The sequence below is a fragment of the Miniphocaeibacter massiliensis genome, from assembly GCF_900232905.1.
Classification (GTDB): Bacteria; Bacillota; Clostridia; order Tissierellales; family Peptoniphilaceae; genus Miniphocaeibacter; species Miniphocaeibacter massiliensis.
The window spans coordinates 207,089-224,262 of sequence record NZ_OCTQ01000001.1 but is presented as its reverse complement, the minus strand read 5'-3'; the positions used below and the strand labels follow the sequence as shown (position 1 = coordinate 224,262).

The 17,174-nt window shown below is 28.4% G+C and carries 16 protein-coding genes and 1 riboswitch; all 16 genes read right to left on the bottom strand.

Features of this window, described 5'->3' with window-relative positions; translation table 11 throughout:
* Positions 1 to 7: 7 nt before the first annotated feature.
* Positions 8 to 1,057: a flavodoxin-dependent (E)-4-hydroxy-3-methylbut-2-enyl-diphosphate synthase gene (gene ispG, locus CS899_RS01175; protein WP_099203133.1), complete on the bottom strand. Its 1,050-nt coding sequence runs from the start codon at positions 1,055 to 1,057 to the stop codon at positions 8 to 10.
* A 9-nt stretch (positions 1,058 to 1,066) separates the two neighbouring features.
* A complete protein-coding gene (rseP, locus tag CS899_RS01170; RefSeq protein ID WP_099203132.1) occupies positions 1,067 to 2,074 on the bottom strand; it encodes an RIP metalloprotease RseP in 1,008 nt (335 codons plus the stop codon).
* 8 nt (positions 2,075 to 2,082) lie between these two features.
* Entirely contained in the window at positions 2,083 to 2,859 is a 777-nt protein-coding gene (locus CS899_RS01165; RefSeq protein ID WP_099203131.1) for a phosphatidate cytidylyltransferase, read from the bottom strand.
* On the bottom strand, positions 2,859 to 3,590 hold the full coding sequence (locus CS899_RS01160; protein ID WP_099203130.1) for an isoprenyl transferase: 732 nt from the start codon (positions 3,588 to 3,590) through the stop codon (positions 2,859 to 2,861). The genes CS899_RS01165 and CS899_RS01160 overlap by 1 nt, the downstream gene beginning before the upstream one ends.
* A gap of 8 nt (positions 3,591 to 3,598) precedes the next feature.
* Positions 3,599 to 4,156, bottom strand: a complete 558-nt coding sequence (frr, locus tag CS899_RS01155; protein WP_099203129.1) for a ribosome recycling factor — start codon at positions 4,154 to 4,156, stop codon at positions 3,599 to 3,601.
* The gene (gene pyrH / locus CS899_RS01150; RefSeq protein WP_099203128.1) at positions 4,156 to 4,872 is read right to left on the bottom strand and encodes a UMP kinase; all 717 of its coding nucleotides are present in this window, start codon (positions 4,870 to 4,872) and stop codon (positions 4,156 to 4,158) included. The genes frr and pyrH overlap by 1 nt, the downstream gene beginning before the upstream one ends.
* A 187-nt stretch (positions 4,873 to 5,059) precedes the next feature.
* A complete protein-coding gene (locus CS899_RS01145; RefSeq protein ID WP_099203127.1) occupies positions 5,060 to 7,513 on the bottom strand; it encodes an ABC transporter permease in 2,454 nt (817 codons plus the stop codon).
* Complete coding sequence (locus tag CS899_RS01140; protein ID WP_099203126.1) at positions 7,500 to 8,183, bottom strand: ABC transporter ATP-binding protein; 684 nt, start codon at positions 8,181 to 8,183, stop codon at positions 7,500 to 7,502. Before CS899_RS01140 ends, CS899_RS01145 begins: the two co-directional genes overlap by 14 nt.
* A 100-nt stretch (positions 8,184 to 8,283) precedes the next feature.
* Positions 8,284 to 9,516, bottom strand: coding sequence for a sensor histidine kinase (locus tag CS899_RS01135; protein ID WP_099203125.1), 1,233 nt, complete (start codon positions 9,514 to 9,516; stop codon positions 8,284 to 8,286).
* Positions 9,509 to 10,201 (bottom strand): response regulator transcription factor, encoded by a 693-nt coding sequence (locus tag CS899_RS01130; protein ID WP_099203124.1) that lies wholly within the window; start codon positions 10,199 to 10,201, stop codon positions 9,509 to 9,511. The genes CS899_RS01135 and CS899_RS01130 overlap by 8 nt, the downstream gene beginning before the upstream one ends.
* 98 nt (positions 10,202 to 10,299) lie before the next feature.
* Positions 10,300 to 10,776, bottom strand: a complete 477-nt coding sequence (xdhC, locus tag CS899_RS01125) for a xanthine dehydrogenase subunit XdhC (RefSeq protein ID WP_099203123.1) — start codon at positions 10,774 to 10,776, stop codon at positions 10,300 to 10,302.
* Positions 10,776 to 11,648, bottom strand: a complete 873-nt coding sequence (gene xdhB, locus CS899_RS01120) for a xanthine dehydrogenase subunit XdhB (protein ID WP_099203122.1) — start codon at positions 11,646 to 11,648, stop codon at positions 10,776 to 10,778. The genes xdhC and xdhB overlap by 1 nt, the downstream gene beginning before the upstream one ends.
* Positions 11,649 to 11,664: 16 nt before the next feature.
* Positions 11,665 to 13,956 carry a xanthine dehydrogenase subunit XdhA gene (gene xdhA, locus CS899_RS01115; RefSeq protein WP_099203121.1) on the bottom strand — a complete coding sequence of 764 codons (2,292 nt, stop codon included), beginning with the start codon at positions 13,954 to 13,956 and terminating at the stop codon, positions 11,665 to 11,667.
* 36 nt (positions 13,957 to 13,992) lie between these two features.
* Positions 13,993 to 15,267 carry an amidohydrolase family protein gene (locus tag CS899_RS01110; RefSeq protein WP_099203120.1) on the bottom strand — a complete coding sequence of 425 codons (1,275 nt, stop codon included), beginning with the start codon at positions 15,265 to 15,267 and terminating at the stop codon, positions 13,993 to 13,995.
* A 92-nt stretch (positions 15,268 to 15,359) separates the two neighbouring features.
* Positions 15,360 to 15,458, bottom strand: a riboswitch (purine riboswitch).
* A 97-nt stretch (positions 15,459 to 15,555) separates the two neighbouring features.
* Positions 15,556 to 16,227: a translation elongation factor Ts gene (tsf, locus tag CS899_RS01105; protein ID WP_099203119.1), complete on the bottom strand. Its 672-nt coding sequence runs from the start codon at positions 16,225 to 16,227 to the stop codon at positions 15,556 to 15,558.
* Between the two features lie 87 nt (positions 16,228 to 16,314).
* Positions 16,315 to 17,106, bottom strand: coding sequence for a 30S ribosomal protein S2 (rpsB, locus tag CS899_RS01100; RefSeq protein ID WP_099203118.1), 792 nt, complete (start codon positions 17,104 to 17,106; stop codon positions 16,315 to 16,317).
* Positions 17,107 to 17,174 lie beyond the last annotated feature (68 nt).

Sequence of the window (17,174 nt, the reverse complement as noted above, 5' to 3'; positions counted from 1 at the left end):
ACCTTCATTACATATTCTCGATTTCTTTAATTAATTCTTTTAATAAATCCTCTTCTTTAACTTTTCTGACTATTTCTCCCTTTTTGAAAATTAAACCTTGACCATTTCCACCAGCTATACCTATATCCGCTTCCTTAGCTTCACCTGGACCATTTACAACACATCCCATTATTGCAACATTTAAATTTTTGTTAAGATTTTCCAATACTTTTTCTGCTTCTGTAACAATACTTATCAAGTCAATTTTTGTTCTTGCACAAGTTGGACATGAAATTATATTTACACCTTCTGTTCTTAAACCTAAAGATTTTAATATTTCTTTTCCTACTTTTATTTCTTCTTCTGGAGCCGCTGTCAATGAAACTCTTATAGTATCCCCTATTCCTTGACTAAGTAAGCTTCCAATCCCTACTGCTGATTTAATTGTACCCACATATGCAGGTCCTGCTTCTGTAATACCTAAGTGCAAAGGATAGTCTGTCATTTCTGATATTTTTTTATAGGATCCAATGCTCATGTTCACGTCACTAGATTTAAGTGATAATTTCATATTGTAAAATCCTAACGACTCTATAAATTCTACCTCATCTAATGCACTATATACAATTGAATCAACACAAACACCGCCATATTTATCTAAATATTTTTGATGTAGTGAACCACTATTAACTCCTACTCTTATTGGAACATTGTATTCTTCACAACAATGAGTAACTTCTCTTACCCTATCTTTGTTTCCAATATTACCAGGATTTATTCTTAAACAATCTGCACCATTTTCTACTGCTGCTATTGCTAATCTATAATCAAATTGTATATCTGCAACAAAAGGTATGTTAGTTTTCTCTTTTATAATTTTTATAGCTTTGGCATCATCTAAATCATTAATTGCAGATCTAGAAATATCACAACCATATTTTTCCAAAAGCAATATTTGATTAACTGTAGAATCAATATCTTTAGTTATTGTGTTAGTCATTGACTGAATAGTAATAGGTGATGTACCTCCTACTGGAACATCACCTACCATAATTTGTTTCGTTATTTTTCTTTCCATTTTATCTCCTTACAACAAAGAAATTATATCTTTGAAAAATACAACTATCATAAGACCTATTAAAAAAATAAATCCTACATAATTCAACATTCCTTCTTTTTCTTCTGGTAATTTTTTACCAGTTATCATCTCAATAATAATTAAAACTGCTCTCCCTCCATCTAATGCTGGAAAAGGTAGTATATTAAATATACCTAAGTTTATAGACATTAGGGCAACAAAATTTAATAGTTGTAAAATGCCTTGCTGTGCAAATGTTCCTATAGTTTTAACTACCATTACAGGTCCAGAAAGTTCTGAAAGTGGTATTTTACCAGTGAATAATTGAATAAAAGATTTAAACAAAATTGTTGAAGCATATTTAAAATTTTCAAAACCTTTAACAAATCCTCGTGTTATTGAAAAGTTTTCTAAGGAAAAAATGCTTCCTACTTCAATTCCAATTAAATATTCACCCTTTTCATTCTTTTCGGGAATTATTTTATAAGATAGTTCTTCATCATTTCTTTTTATCAATATATCTACTTCTTTTTCTTTTGAAGACGATATATACTTTGATATATCTGAAGTATATTTTATTTGATTCCCATTTATTTCTAAAATTTTATCTTCTACTTTTATTCCCGACTTCTCAGCAACACTATTTTCAGAAAACCCTACTATTCCAGGTTGTCCTACAGAACTTATAAAAAACATAATTAGAAATCCTAAAATGAAGTTCATTATTACACCAGCAACTATTACAGCCAGCCTTTTTATAGGTTTTGCATTATTAAATGCCTTGGGATCATTAGAATTTTCATCTTCACCTTCTATTGCAACATACCCTCCTATAGGAAATATTCTAAGAGAATATTTTATGTCCTTTTTAGTTGTCTGATAAATTTTAGGCCCCATTCCAATAGAAAATTCGTTTACTTTTATTCCAGATTTTATCGCTACTAAAAAATGTCCTAATTCGTGAATAAAAATCAACATCAAAAAAACTACTACTGATGCTATCGTTGTTATTACCATTAAGCCTCCTAATATATCAATATAGATACTAAATAAATGTATGGAGCTGTAAATAAAACACTGTCAAATCTATCCAAAACTCCACCATGTCCTAAAAATATTTTACCGTAATCTTTAGTATCAGATAATCGCTTAAATTTAGATGCACATAAATCTCCCATTTGAGAAATAACAGATCCAATCGCTGCTACAAACATCAAAACAAACTTATTATCCAATTTCAAAAACACAGCAAATATGTAAGTTAATATAATGCAACCAACTACTCCACCTATTGCACCTTCTATTGATTTTTTCGGACTTAATTTTTTACTTAATTTGTGTTTACCCATTACAGAACCTACAAGGTAAGCAAACGTATCTGTTCCCCAAGAACAAATATAAACTAACCATATTATTTCTGTGCCAGAAAGCAGAATTAATCTACTAAAAGCTAGTGGTATATACATTATTACAAATACTTGTAAATAAGTAGTTTCTAGATTAAATTTATCAAAGAAAGTCATACTTCCCATAACTATAAAAGTATAAATAATTAAAGCTGTTCCTTCTACTTTTACATACCCTAAATAATCTATGGTTAATAATATTATGGAAAATAGTATACCTAATATTATACTTGGATTATATCCTAATTTTTTATTTACAGTAAAAAATTCAAATATACCTATTATTGACAAAAATAAAGTCATGCCAAACAAATAAGGTCTTCCTAGTATAGTGCATCCAATTATAATTGCTACTAAAACTATGCCTGTCATAGCTCTAACTAATAAATTCTTCATTATACTCCACCAAACCTTCTATTTCTATTTTGGTATTCTAAAACAGCTTTGTATAATTCATCTTCTTTAAAGTCTGGCCATAAACAGTCTGTAAAATACAACTCAGCATATGCCATTTGATATAACATAAAATTACTAACTCTTTTTTCTCCACCTGAACGAATTAAAAGGTCAATATCAGGTTGATGTGAAGTGTACAAATAATCCTTAAAAGAAATTTCAGTTAAATCATCTATGCTAATTTTTTTATTGCTAATATCTTCAACGACACCTTTAACTCCATGGATTATATCACTTCTTCCACCATAGTTAATTGCAATGTTAAGAACCATACCCGTGTTATCTTTTGTATCACTACATGCTTTCTCAATAGCCGCTTTTGATTTTGGAGGAATAATAGACAAATCTCCCAAAGTCATAACTTTTACATTATTTTTTTTCAATTTAGCTAATTGAATTTCTACATAATATACCAATAAATCCATAAGAGAACTTACTTCAGACTCAGGTCTTTTCCAATTTTCTGTAGAAAAAGCGTATACACTTAAATATTTTATTCCTAAATCACTAGATTTTTCGACAATTTCAACTACTCTTTTCATTCCTTCTTGATGACCTTTAAACCTTGGGAAAAATCTTTTTTTAGCCCATCTCCCGTTACCATCAAGTATTATTGCAACATGTTCAGGAACATTGTCTAAATCTATCTGTTCTAGCAAATTCTCTTGCATAACTCCTCCTAGATTTCCATTAACTCGTCTTCTTTGTTCTTTGTAATGGAATCTACCTCTTTTGTATACTTATTTATTATATCTTGAACATCTTGTTCAGCATTTCTCAATTCATCTTCTGAAATTTCAGAACTTTTTTCCATCTTTTTCAATTCATCTAGACTATCTCTTCTAGCATTTCTCAAAGATACTTTAGCATTTTCACCATATTTTTTAACCAATTTAGCCAATTCTTTTCTTCTGTCTTCCGTTAAAGCTGGAAAAGGTAATCTAATAATCTTACCATCATTTGAAGGAGTAATTCCTAAATTTGACTGCATTATACTTTTTTCAATAGGACCAATTGTTGAAGCATCCCATGGTTGAATTGTTAAAAGTCTAGCTTCTGCAACATTTATTGTAGATACTTGATTTAAAGGAGTTTGAGTTCCATAATAATCAATCGTTATTCCATCTAATAACGCTGGATTAGCTCTCCCAGCTCTAACTGACTTTAATTCATCTTGGTAAGCTAAAATTGTTTTTCTCATTCTATCTTCTAAATTTTTTAAAACATCGCTATACATTATTTATTCCCCCCTACAGTAGTTCCTATATTTTCTCCACATGCAACTTTAATTAAATTACTTGGATCGTCAATACCAAACACTATTAATGGTATATTGTTATCCATGCAAAGTGAAGTTGCTGTTGAATCCATTATACTTAAACCTTGATTTAAAATGTCTATATAACTTAATTTGTCATATTTAACTGCATCATCATATTTATTAGGATCTTTATTATAAATTCCATCTGTACCTGTCTTACCTAACAAAATAACATCTGCATTTATTTCAGCAGCTCTTAATGCCGCTGTTGTATCTGTTGAAAAATATGGAAGACCTGCTCCTGCTCCAAAAATTAAAATTCTTTTCTTTTCTATATGTCTAATAGCTCTTCTTCTTATAAATGGTTCAGCTACCGCTTTCATTTCTATAGCAGTTTGTACCCTAGTATCAACTCCTAAGTTTTCAAGAGACGCTTGTAGCCTTAAGGCATTTATTACTGTTCCAAGCATTCCCATACTGTCAGATGTTGAACGGTCTATATTTTCGCTAGATCTACCTCTCCAGAAGTTTCCTCCACCTACAACTATAGCTATTTCTAAACCTAAATCATGAACTTCTTTTATAGATTTACAAATATTTTCTATAACTACATCATCTAAGCCATGTCCTTTTCCACCTGATAATGCTTCTCCACTTAATTTTATTATAACTCTCTTAAAAGCTAACTCCAAATTGTCCTCCTAAGTATTTGTATGTCTTTTAAATTTCCTATAGTTAATAAATATTGTTTTATTATTTACTTTATACTTTTAATATCATACCATTTAGCCATCACTTTTTCAACTTAAGAAAACTAGTTGTTTTGTGGATTTATCAAGATTTGACAACAAAAAAAGAGCTTCTTAAGTTCTCTTTTTATTATTCACTAAACCTTATTCTATCTACTAAAGATTCTTTTTTTACATTTCTTAAAAGTACAAAGGATAAAATTCCTTGTAGTAATGCTATAGCTAATATCATAATAATTATTTCTTTATATGGAATATGATATATATTTAATCCCATCAGCCCTACCTTATCTTTTAAGTAATAAAATGCAAAGTATCCTAAAGGTAGCCCTAGTAATAATGAAATAGCAATTGTTCCTATTGTAAATATTAACCCTTCTGTTTGTAGCATTCTGTTCAACTGTTTATTTGTCATACCTACTGCTTGTAACACTCCAAACTCTTGTTTTCTAGTAATAATACTAATAATAATAGTATTTGCCATATTCATAAACCCTATTAAGCCAATTATTACTAGAAAGGCATATGAAGCTATTTTAGTAATATACATAATTGATTCTGCTTGAGTTAAGGAATCAGAATAAGTCATCATTGATATTTGTTTATTATTTCCAATTATATTTTCTAATTCTTTAAGTACTTCATCTTCGTATTTGTCTTCACAATCTACCCATACAAAACCAATGTTTTCTTCTAGTCCTAAATCTTGAAAAGTTTCTTCAGTAATAGCCCAAGTTGTTGGTAGAAATCTTGGAAAAGCTCCTTCAATTGTAGAGCTTAATTCTTTGTTTGTATTTTTACTATTAATATCAAGTTTAATATCTTGATTTAACTTATACCCATCTTGCTTTAGATAATATGCTGAACTATATAATAATCCATCTTTTTCTACAATATCTTTATAATTAGTATTTCCTAAATATTTTTCTTCATTTTCATTTTTTAATATATAAAAATCTTCATCATCAATAACCATAATATCTGTGTATTCTGATTTTTTTGAATCTGAAATTTCTCTTGTTGTCATTATATTTCTAGTTTTTATTTCTTTAACATTTGGAATGTTTTTTATTTCATTTATTAACTCTTTACTAATTGGATTATTTTTTAATATATTATCTAGGTTGTTTTCTGGATATGCTGTATCATTAAATGAATAATCTAAGCTTATATAGAACTTTCCATACATTACATCTTTTTTAGCCTCAAATTCAGCATCAAAGTTCCCTGCAATATTTGCAATAACAACAAATAGTACACATGAAAGCCCCATAGTAAAAATTGTTTTTATTGTTCTTGTTTTATTCGCGGAAAAATTCGAAAATATTATATTTTTTAATCTTAAAGTTTTTTTACCTTTTCTTTTTATTTTAGTAACTTTTCTAGTTCCTTGATATCTTATTGCTTCAATAGGAAATATTTTTGATACAATTCTTGTAGGTTTTATTAAAGAAATTCTTACTGTAATTAATACTAAAATAGAAACTACAACTAATATTAGTAACATATAAACTGATACATAGTTAATTTTAGAGTTTGCAACCATAGCTAATGGATTTTTACTAGATTCATCCATTATAAAATTCAATATATTTGTTCCTACAAATACACCTAGTAAAAGTCCTATTGGTATAGCTATAAATGCCAAAGACATTCCCTCTTTTACTACAATTTTTTTAAGTTGCTTTTTTGTAGCTCCCAAAGCTTTTATTTTTCCATACTCTTGCACTTTTTGAAGTATTCCTATTTGGAAAATGTTGTAAATTACTATTATTGAAAATATAATTACCAGTAACGCTACTACTATTACTCCTACAATTAAATCAGTTTTAGGTTGTAAGGTAAACATCAAATAAAAATTATTTACATCTACTTGATTTTCCTCTAAACTTAAATCTTTCCCTAAATCTTTAATTACTTCTTCTTGATTGTTGCCATTAATTTCAATATTTTCGTTAATCCTAAAATATGCTGAATAAATATTATTTCCTTGTGATTCGTTTTCATAAAACTCTTCAGAAACATATGCCACATATGACTTATCTCTGATTTCTATATTCTCATTATTTAATAAACCTGAAATAACAAATTCTTTTTCTTCAAACTTACTATTATTGTCAAATCTACTATTTAATGTTATTGTATCTCCTATTTTTACATCACTAAAGCCTAATTCTTTAAACAGTTCTTTACTTCCTGTTATTTCATTATTTTTATTAGGAAAACTTCCTTCTTTTAATTTATCTTCTATATTTGTTAATTTATTTGTTGTTTTATCATTATAAACAAGACTTATACTACTATTGCTATCTACTGACCCTGCAAATGCAGTTTTACCAATATCAGTATATGCATTTTTTCTTTCCATTTCTGTTATTTCATTATCTGTTACTCTCTTAAATATCCCATAATAACTTCCATATAACTTATCTGCAGTATCTGCTTGGTTTTTTATTGCAGCATACATAAAAGTCCCAATAGATGTTAGTAAAATAGTAGTTAGTATTATAGATAAAATTACAAGTATACTTCTAGTTTTATTACTCTTATTATTACTGTAAGCTATTTTTCTAATTAGTTTCATCTAATTTCACCACCTTACCATCTTCTATTAATATAGTACGGTCTGCTATTTGAGCAATATCTTCGTCATGTGTAACTATTACTAATGTTTGTCCATACTTTTCTTTTGATAATTTTAAGAATGCCATTACTTCATCGCTTGTTTTTGAGTCCAAATTTCCTGTTGGTTCGTCTGCAAATATAATATCTGGTTTAGAAGCTAATGCTCTTGCTATTGCAACTCTTTGTTGTTGTCCCCCAGAAAGTGTATTTGGTAGATTTCTAACTTTATCTTCCAAACCTATAGTATTTACTATATCCTTTACAAATTCTTCATCTATATTTTTATTGTCTAAACCTACTGGTAAGATTATATTTTCCCATACGTTTAATGTTGAAACCAAGTTGAAAGATTGAAATATAAAACCTATTTTTCTTCTACGAAATACAGCTAAATCGTCTTCTTTTAAATCAAATATATTTTCTCCTTCTATTAAAACTTCTCCACTTGTAGGATTTTCAAGACCTCCCAAAAGGTACAATAATGTACTTTTCCCTGATCCTGATTTTCCTACTATAGCTACAAACTCTCCTTTATCTATAGAAATATTAGTATCTTGTACTGCCTTTACTATATTTTCTTTTTTTCCATATACTTTATTTAAGTTTCTTGTTTCTAATATTTTTTTCATTTTCTCACTCCTATTTATTTGATTAAGTATATAATAATAAACTTGTATTTCAAGTTAATGTCAGAATAAAAAAATAATCTTACATTTTTGTAAGACTATTTTAATTATATGGTATTTGTACTATAAATGTACTTCCATCTTTTAATTTGTTTTTCTTTACTGAAATAGTGCCATGATGTTTTGAAACTATTTCTCTACATAAATAAAGTCCAACTCCTGAGCCAGAATTGTTTTTTACAACTTCATTTTCACCTCGGTAAAATCTTTTGAATATATTATTGTATTCTGTTTTTTTAATTCCTACACCCTCGTCTATAAATTCTATCCTTAAAAAAGAAGCCATTTTTATTATTTTTATTTCTATTATTGTGTTTTCTTTGCTATATTTTATAGCATTGTCTAAAATATTTACAAATGTTTCTCTCATCCATTTTTTGTCATGGTTTATTTCCAATTTATCAACATCATTTTCCGAGTTCACTTCAATTGCTATGTTCTTACTCTCTGCTTTTGTATATACAATATTAATGGCATCTACTATAGTATCTAATATAAAGCTTTTTTCTTTCTTTATATCTATTAATCCTTTTTCCATTCTTGAAATATTAAGTAATGCTTTTAGTAAATTATCTATTCCATTTACTTGTGCCATAGCTCTACTATAAAATTCTTTTGCTTCTTCTTTTGTCAATTTAACATTTTCAAGAATTTCCAAACTGTTTTTCAAAGCTGCTACTGGTGTTTTTAGTTGATGAGATATATCTGTAACTAATACTTTAGTTTCTTCCTTTTCTTCATTTATTTTTGCAGTTAATAAACTTAAATAACTTCCTAATGCAATTAAATTTTCTTTTAGAAAAACAAGACTTTCATTTTCTAATTTAATATTTTTAGTATGAAATTTATTATCTCTATAATTTGAAATTAATTCACTCAATTTATTAATATCTTCTTTAAGCATATTTTTTTCTAATTTATATGTTAATAAAATAATATATGCTATTAATAAATAAAAAACTATAGAAATAATTACTATTAATATTATTTTTGTTTTTAATTTTGAATACAGTTGATTATTTGTTTTTGAAAAACCATACTCTTCTAAAGTCTTTTCTCCTCTTTCAACATTTATGTCTTCATTTTTCTTTAAAATATCTGAAAGTATCTTTGTATTATCTTCTTCTGATAATGAAACTAGTACTATTCTTAGTTTGTCATTATAATTTTTTACTTCAGAAAATATTATAAGAGAATCTATTAACAAAACAATGAATAATAGTACAATTAAAAATAATTTATAATATATTTTTTTACTGTTTTTAAAATTATTCATCTTTAGTACATTCCTGGTTCCATATATATCCTATGCCACGTAAGTTTTTAATAATCTCTGGTTTTTTAGGATTTACTTCAATCTTATCCCTTAATCTACTTATATTTACAGCAACTGTATTTTCTTCCACAAAATTTGAATCACTATCAAAAAGATTTTCTAATAATTGTTTCTTACTCAAAACTTGTTTTGGATTTTCCATAAAAAATTTTAGTAATTTTAATTCGTTTTTTGTAAGTTCAATTTCCACATCTTCTTTTATAACTTTCATTTCATTAACTGAAAATTTAATATCTCCAGATTTTATAACATTTCTATTATTTGATTTTTTTCTTTTAAAGTAAGCATTTACCTTTAATAACAATACTGACAAGCTAAAAGGTTTTGTTATATAATCATCTGCTCCTGCTTCATAGCCCATTATATGATCAAATTCTTGGTCTAATGCAGTAAGACAAATTATATGTATATTGCTACTCTTTCTAATATATTTTATGAAATCCAATCCATTTCCATCTGGTAAATTTATGTCTGATATTATTAAATTAATATTATTATTTTCAAATTTATCTTTTGCATCTTCTAAATTTTTTGCTGAAAATAATGTATATCCCTCTTTTTCTAGCAAGAACGTTACACTTCTATTTAATGTTTCTTCATCTTCTACTAATAAAATATTTTTCATATACTACCTCTTCAATTTACTTTACTTAATTAAAAATTATACCACATTAATATTTTATCAACTAAAAAAGCAACTCCTTTATAGGAATTGCTTCTTTATTATTTTGTATTTCTTTCTTTTGCTGTTTTTTCTACTGCATCTATTATTTTTTTATAGCCTGTACATCTACACATATTTCCTGAAAGACCTCTTCTTATTTCAGCTTTACTTGGATTTGGATTATCTTTTAATAGTTGAGTACTTGCCATTACTAAACCAGGAGTGCAAAAACCACATTGAACAGCTCCTACTTCTACATAATTTTCTTGGACATCAGTTAAAGAACCGTCTTCATTTAACAATCCTTCAATTGTTGTTATATCTTTACCATCTGCCCAAACAGCTAAGTAAATACAAGTATCTACTAATTTACCATCTATTATCACAGTACATGCTCCACATTCTCCTACACTACAACCTTCTTTAGTGCCAATTAATGCGAAATCATCTCTTAATAATTCAAGTAAGCTACTTCTTATATCTACTGTTGCTGTTAATTCTTCACCATTTAGAATAAAATTAATATCTTTTTTCATTACTTAGCACCTCCTAAAGCAGTGCGTATATTACGAACAGGTAATATTGTTACTAAATGATCTCTATATTCTTTTGAAGCTCTCCAAGAATCTCTTGTTACTGCATCTAGAAGACATTTTTTTCCAATTTCACTTAAAACTTCTTCTGATATCTCTTTTTCTTTAGCGTAAATTTCTGCATTTTTCATTCTTATAGGAGTAGGACCTGCAACTCCAAAACAAATCCTAATATCTTTTATAATATTATTATTTTCTTTTATTAATACTGCACAACTTAAATTTGCAATATCTAAAGCTTCTCTTTGAGCAAATTTTGTATAATGTCCTTTATAGCCCTCATAGTCTTTTTTAGCTATTTTTATTTTAACTAAAATTTCGTCATTTGAAAGCTCAACTTTACCTGGTCCCTTATAAAACTCGGTTATTGGAATATTTCTTACTCCGTTTTTTCCTTTAATCTCTAATGTAGCATTATATGCAAACAATGTAGGTGCACTATCGGCTGATGTTGCACCATTGCAAATATTTCCACCTATTGTTCCAACATTTCTTGTTTGTGGTCCACCAACCGTTGAAACTGCATATGATAATAATGGTGCATATTTTTTTACTAAATCATTATTTTCTATTGTAGTAAACGTATTTGCAGAACCTATTACTAAATTTTCTTCTTCATCTAAATATATATCTGATAATTCAGGAATTCTAGTTATTCCTACTAAAGTCATTGAGGTGTAATTTTCTTTTCTATCTCTTGCCTTTACAAGTACATCTGTACCACCAGATATTATTATTGGATTTTCTTCTTGCCATAAATAATTTAAAGCTTCGTCCAATGTATTTGCTTCATAATATTTTTTTATATCAAACATTACTCTCAACTCCTTCCTATATCAAATTAGCCTTCTTTAAATGTTCAAAAACCATTTGTGTATTTAACGGTATTTTATTTATTGGTACACCAACTGCATTTAGAACTGCATTTCTAATTGCTGGTGCTGGTGAACAATGAGGATTTTCTCCTAATGCCTTATTTCCATATGGTCCTAACGGATCATCTTCTTCTACAAATAATGAATCTAAATCTGGTAAATCCATAGTTGTTGGCATTTTATAGTCTAGTAAATTATTATTCAAAGGTTTTCCTTTTTTATCATAAACCAATCCTTCACTTAGTCCATATGCTATAGCCATAGCCATACCACCTTCAACTTGTCCTTCGGCTAATGTTGGATTAAGTATTTTTCCAGAATCATGAACATTTAAAATATCTAATATTTTTACTCTTCCCGTTTCAATATCTACTTCTACTTGTGCATAAGTACAACCACTAGCATAAGAGTTATTGTGTATATTAACTGATGATTCTGCTACTATAGGTCTACCATGTTTCAAGTCATAGAATGATTTAAGGGCAAGTTCTGCCATTGTACAAATTATTTCGCCATTGTGCTTATATACAATTTTACTATCTACTATATCTATATATTCTTCTCTAATATCATATATAGCTGATGTTCTTTCTATGATTTTTTTTCGCATTTTTTGTGCTGCTTCTTTAACTGCATATCCTGTTATATAGGACTGTCTTGATGCATACGCACCTGTGTCAAAAGGATCTACATCTGTATCCGTTATAGCATCTCTTATTATATTATCTTTTGATACACCTATTGTTTCAGCTGCCATTTGTGAAAATACAGTATCAGAACCTTGTCCTATCTCTGTTGCTCCTATCATTAACTTGAAGTTTCCATCTTGTATTAATATAAGTCTTGCTCCAGAAACTTCTAGTCCAAAAGGATATACTGCTGTTCCATATGAAAAACCTGCAACACCAACTCCCCTTCTTTTAGAGCCGGTTTTATATTTCTTACTATCTTCTAGTTTTTCATTCCATTTAAATTTTTCTTTTCCTGCTAAAAGACATTCTTCTATTTTAAATCCATACTGTTTTACACCACTTAATTTATTATGGTATCCATCTGGGGTTTTGTTTTTTATTCTAAACTCTATTGGATCCATTCCTACTTTTAATGCTAAATCGTCTATCATAGATTCTAAAGCATACATAACTTGAGGAATTCCATATCCTCTCATTGCTCCTGCCACCGCAATATTAGTATATACAGTTTTTGCATTATAACGAAAATTATCTATTTTATATAATGCTTCAATAAATGAACTTCCTTTTCCAGCTATTGCATGCCCATGAGATGCATATCCTCCTTGATTAGATATGCATTCACAATCCATAGCTGTTATTTTTCCATCTTTTGTTACTCCAACTTTAAACTTATAATCTATCGCATGTCTAGTCCTTGTAAAACCTATTGATTCTTCTCGTGAAAGGCTTATTTGAACTGGTTTACCATTACATAGCATACTCATATAAACAGCTAAAGGTTCAATTGTAACATCTTGTTTATTACCAAATCCACCACCTATAAATGGTTTTTTTACCCTGAATTTAGACCAAGGCATACCTAGAGCTTGTCCTATTATTCTTCTTGCTATATGTGGTATTTGAGTAGAAGAAATACAAGTCCATCTTTGATCTTCATCTAAGTAAGCTGTTGCAATTTGTTTTTCCATGTGTGTATGTTGTTGTACTGGAGTTGAAAATTCTTCTTCTAATATATAATCAGCTTCCTCAAAACCTTTATCTATATCTCCTATTCCGACAGTTGTATCTGCTAAAATATTACTTCCATGTTCTTCATGAATCAACTTAGCGTCTTCTTTCATTGATTCTTGTGGAGTTAAATATACAGGATATTCATCATAGGTTATTTTTATTTTTTCTATAGCCTTAATAGCATCTAATTCAGTTTTGGCAATTACAGCTGCTATGGTATCACCATAGTGGTGTACTTTTCTTGTTAATAATGTTCTATCTTCTATATCTTTCTTTTTTGGATCTAAACTTAATGGATGCCCTGCTGTTCCATATTTATTTTGTGGAACATCTTCTGGTAAAAGAATTTTTACAACTCCTGGCATTAATTCTGCTTCAGAAATATCATATTCTTTTACATATCCATGTGCTATTGTAGAACGTACTATTTTCCCATGTAACATATGCTTGAATTCATAATCAGCTGTATACTTAGCTTGTCCCTTTACTTTAGCTATAGCATCCCAGCGTTCAGCTGGTTTTCCTATTACGTTATTTTTCACAATATTACCCCCTTATTATTATGATCAATAATTAATTTACTCACTAAAAGGTTTTCTTAATTCTTTGCCTAAAACATATCTTTTTATAATATTATTACTATTTCCATTATATAAAAACCTTTTTAATCTTTCTTCTATAGTTCTTTCATTAAAATCTAATATATTACTATCATCTATTACCAAAAAATCTGCATCATAATCTTTTTCAAAGCTACCAACATTTTCAAAATATTTTCCGCTTCCTTTTGTCGCCATATAGAAATAATTTATAGTTCCTAAATAATCATATAACCTATTGTCTTCTATCCACTTTAATTTCCCAAATGTCTCTCCTAAAGTTAATACTTTTCCTAAGTTCAGCTCATTTCCACCACTTATATCCGAACAAATCCCTACATTTAAGTTGTTTTCCAAAAATTTATGTATAGGTGCTATTCCACTTGCCAAGTTCCCATTTGAAACTGGAGCATGTGCTACTGTTACATTATATTCTTTAAGTTTATTTATCTCTCTATCATTAGAAAGAACACAATGTGCCATAACAGTTTTATCTTTTCTAAGTAATTTGTATTTTTCATAAACATCAATATAATCTTTACAATCTGGGTGTAATTCCTTTACCCACATAACTTCTCCTTGGTTTTCAGATAAATGTGATTGTATTTTCAAATCATACTTTTCTGCCAATTCTCCCAAACCCGTCATTAATTCTTCACTACAGCTAGGAACAAACCTTGGTGTAATTATCGGTTTTACATTTTTAAATTCAGAAAGCTTATTAATAAAATTTTCTGTATCTATAAGACTATATTCTGTATCTTCTATGTAAAAATCTGGTGAATTTCTATCCATATTCACTTTTCCAATGTATGATTTTAATCCAGATTCTTCAATTAATTCCGCTAATAAAATATTTGAATTATTATAAATACTACCAAATATAACGGAACTAGTAGTTCCATTTTCCCATAATTTATTAATTAATTTTTTATAAGATTTTTTTGCATAATCAATATTTTTATATTTTGTTTCTTCAGGAAATGTATATTTATTTAGCCAATCCAATAGTTGCATATCTACACCTAATCCAATATTGTTGATTTGTGGTGCATGCAAATGTATATCTACAAAACCTGGAATAATTAAATTGTCTTTAAAATCTATTATGTTTTCATTTGAAATATCTTTTGGTTTCTCATTTACTACATCTAAAATTTTACTACCTTCTACTATTAAATACCCTTCTTTAATTGCTATTAAATTATTTATATCTTTAGTAAATAAAATATTACCTTTATATGCCTTTTTCACGTCTTCCCTCCTTCTAAATTTTATTAATAAAATAAAAAAGCTCTACCACTATATTTGTAGTAAAGCTTTATTTTAACTAGTCTCATATAGTGGACATAAATTACAGCACTTATAGTCTGTCATGGGGCTGACAGGTAGAAACGCTCAATCCATCAATTTGAGTATATACAAGTAAATAAATATTATATTTGATTGTTAAATAAATATTATTCTACTTGTCATCATTTGTCAATATGTATTTAATTTAATATAAAACAAAAAGTAGACATAAATATGTCTACTTAAAATTTATTGTCCCATTTGTTTAGCTACTTCAGCGGCAAAATCTTCTTCTTTTTTCTCTAATCCTTCGCCTACTTCATATCTAACAAATCTACGAATTTTTATATTTTCACCTATTTTAGCAATTAAGTTATTTAATAGAGTTTGAACATTAATATTAGGATCTTTTATGAATGCTTGATCTAATAAACAAATTTGCTCATAAAATTTACTCATTCTTCCTTCAACTTTTTTCTCAGCTATCATTTTTGATTTTTCAGGATCCATACCTTTAGCAGCATTTTCATTCATCGCTTGTTGAATTAAGAATTCTCTTTCTTTTTCTACTTCTTCACTTGGTACTTCTTCTCTTGAAACATATTTAGGAGCAGAAGCCGCTACTTGCATTGCTATATCTTTTACAAATTGCTTAAATTCGTCATTTTTAGAAACAAAATCCGTTTCTGAATTTACCTCTACTAGAGAAGCTATTCTGCCACCATGTATATAAGCCTCTACTAAACCTTCAGATGCTAATCTTCCAGCTTTTTTTGAAGCTCCAGCAAGTCCTTTTTCTCTTAAAATTTCTGTTGCTTTATCCATATTTTCATTCGCCTCTTGTAATGCTTTTTTAGCATCCATCATACCAGCGCCTGTTTTATCACGTAATTCTTTAACCATTGCTGCTGTTATAGCCATTTAATATTCCCCCTCTATTATTGTATTATCAAAATAAAAGGTAAGAGAAAAGCTATATACTTTAAACCCTTACCATATAATCATAAATTATGAGTTTATTTCTTCAGAAGCTTCTTTTATTTCTTCTTCTGTTACTTCTTCTGCAACTTCAACAGTTTTTTCTTCTGCTACTTCTTCTACAAAATCTTCGTCTTGAGCTCCTTGATTTGCTTCTATTACTGCATTAGCAATAACACCAGTGATAAGTTTAACGGCTCTTATAGCATCATCATTACCTGGAATAGCAATATCAACATCATCTGGATCACAGTTAGTATCTACAACACCTACTACTGGAATTCCTAAAATATGAGCTTCGTGTACAGCTATCTTTTCTTTCTTAGGATCAATAACAAAAAGTACATCTGGTAAACCTTTCATATCTTTTATTCCACCTAAGAATTTTTCTAATCTTTCCATTTCATGTCTTAATTGGATAACTTCTTTTTTAGGTAATACATTGAAAGTACCAGCTTCTTCCATTCCTTCTATTTCACGAAGACGATCAATTCTGCTTTTTATAGTTTTGTAGTTTGTAAGCATACCACCTAACCATCTTTGGCTTACAAAAGATTGTCCTGATCTTTTAGCTTCTGTTTCTATAGCTTCTTGTGCTTGTTTTTTTGTACCTACAAATAAAACTTTTCCACCATCAGCTACAATTTCTCTAACAAAATTATAAGCTTCTTCAATTTGTTTTACAGTTTTTTGTAAATCGATAATATAAATACCATTACGCTCTGTAAAAATAAATTTTTCCATTTTTGGGTTCCATCTTCTAGTTTGATGACCGAAGTGAACTCCTGCCTCTAATAGGCCTTTCATTGATACTACTGACATTTAAAATACCTCCATTTGTTTTTCGCCTCCATTTACGTCATTTTAATCAAGTACCATTTGGCAACTCT

Bases quoted from the DNA above. Each gene is read 5' to 3' on its own strand.
- ispG (WP_099203133.1), bottom strand. From the start codon at position 1,057: ATGGAAAGAAAAATAACGAAACAAATTATGGTAGGTGATGTTCCAGTA.
- rseP (WP_099203132.1), bottom strand. From the start codon at position 2,074: ATGGTAATAACAACGATAGCATCAGTAGTAGTTTTTTTGATGTTGATT.
- CS899_RS01165 (WP_099203131.1), bottom strand. From the start codon at position 2,859: ATGAAGAATTTATTAGTTAGAGCTATGACAGGCATAGTTTTAGTAGCA.
- CS899_RS01160 (WP_099203130.1), bottom strand. From the start codon at position 3,590: ATGCAAGAGAATTTGCTAGAACAGATAGATTTAGACAATGTTCCTGAA.
- frr (WP_099203129.1), bottom strand. From the start codon at position 4,156: ATGTATAGCGATGTTTTAAAAAATTTAGAAGATAGAATGAGAAAAACA.
- CS899_RS01145 (WP_099203127.1), bottom strand. From the start codon at position 7,513: ATGAAACTAATTAGAAAAATAGCTTACAGTAATAATAAGAGTAATAAA.
- CS899_RS01140 (WP_099203126.1), bottom strand. From the start codon at position 8,183: ATGAAAAAAATATTAGAAACAAGAAACTTAAATAAAGTATATGGAAAA.
- CS899_RS01135 (WP_099203125.1), bottom strand. From the start codon at position 9,516: ATGAATAATTTTAAAAACAGTAAAAAAATATATTATAAATTATTTTTA.
- CS899_RS01130 (WP_099203124.1), bottom strand. From the start codon at position 10,201: ATGAAAAATATTTTATTAGTAGAAGATGAAGAAACATTAAATAGAAGT.
- xdhC (WP_099203123.1), bottom strand. From the start codon at position 10,776: ATGAAAAAAGATATTAATTTTATTCTAAATGGTGAAGAATTAACAGCA.
- xdhB (WP_099203122.1), bottom strand. From the start codon at position 11,648: ATGTTTGATATAAAAAAATATTATGAAGCAAATACATTGGACGAAGCT.
- tsf (WP_099203119.1), bottom strand. From the start codon at position 16,227: ATGGCTATAACAGCAGCAATGGTTAAAGAATTACGTGATAAAACAGGC.
- rpsB (WP_099203118.1), bottom strand. From the start codon at position 17,106: ATGTCAGTAGTATCAATGAAAGGCCTATTAGAGGCAGGAGTTCACTTC.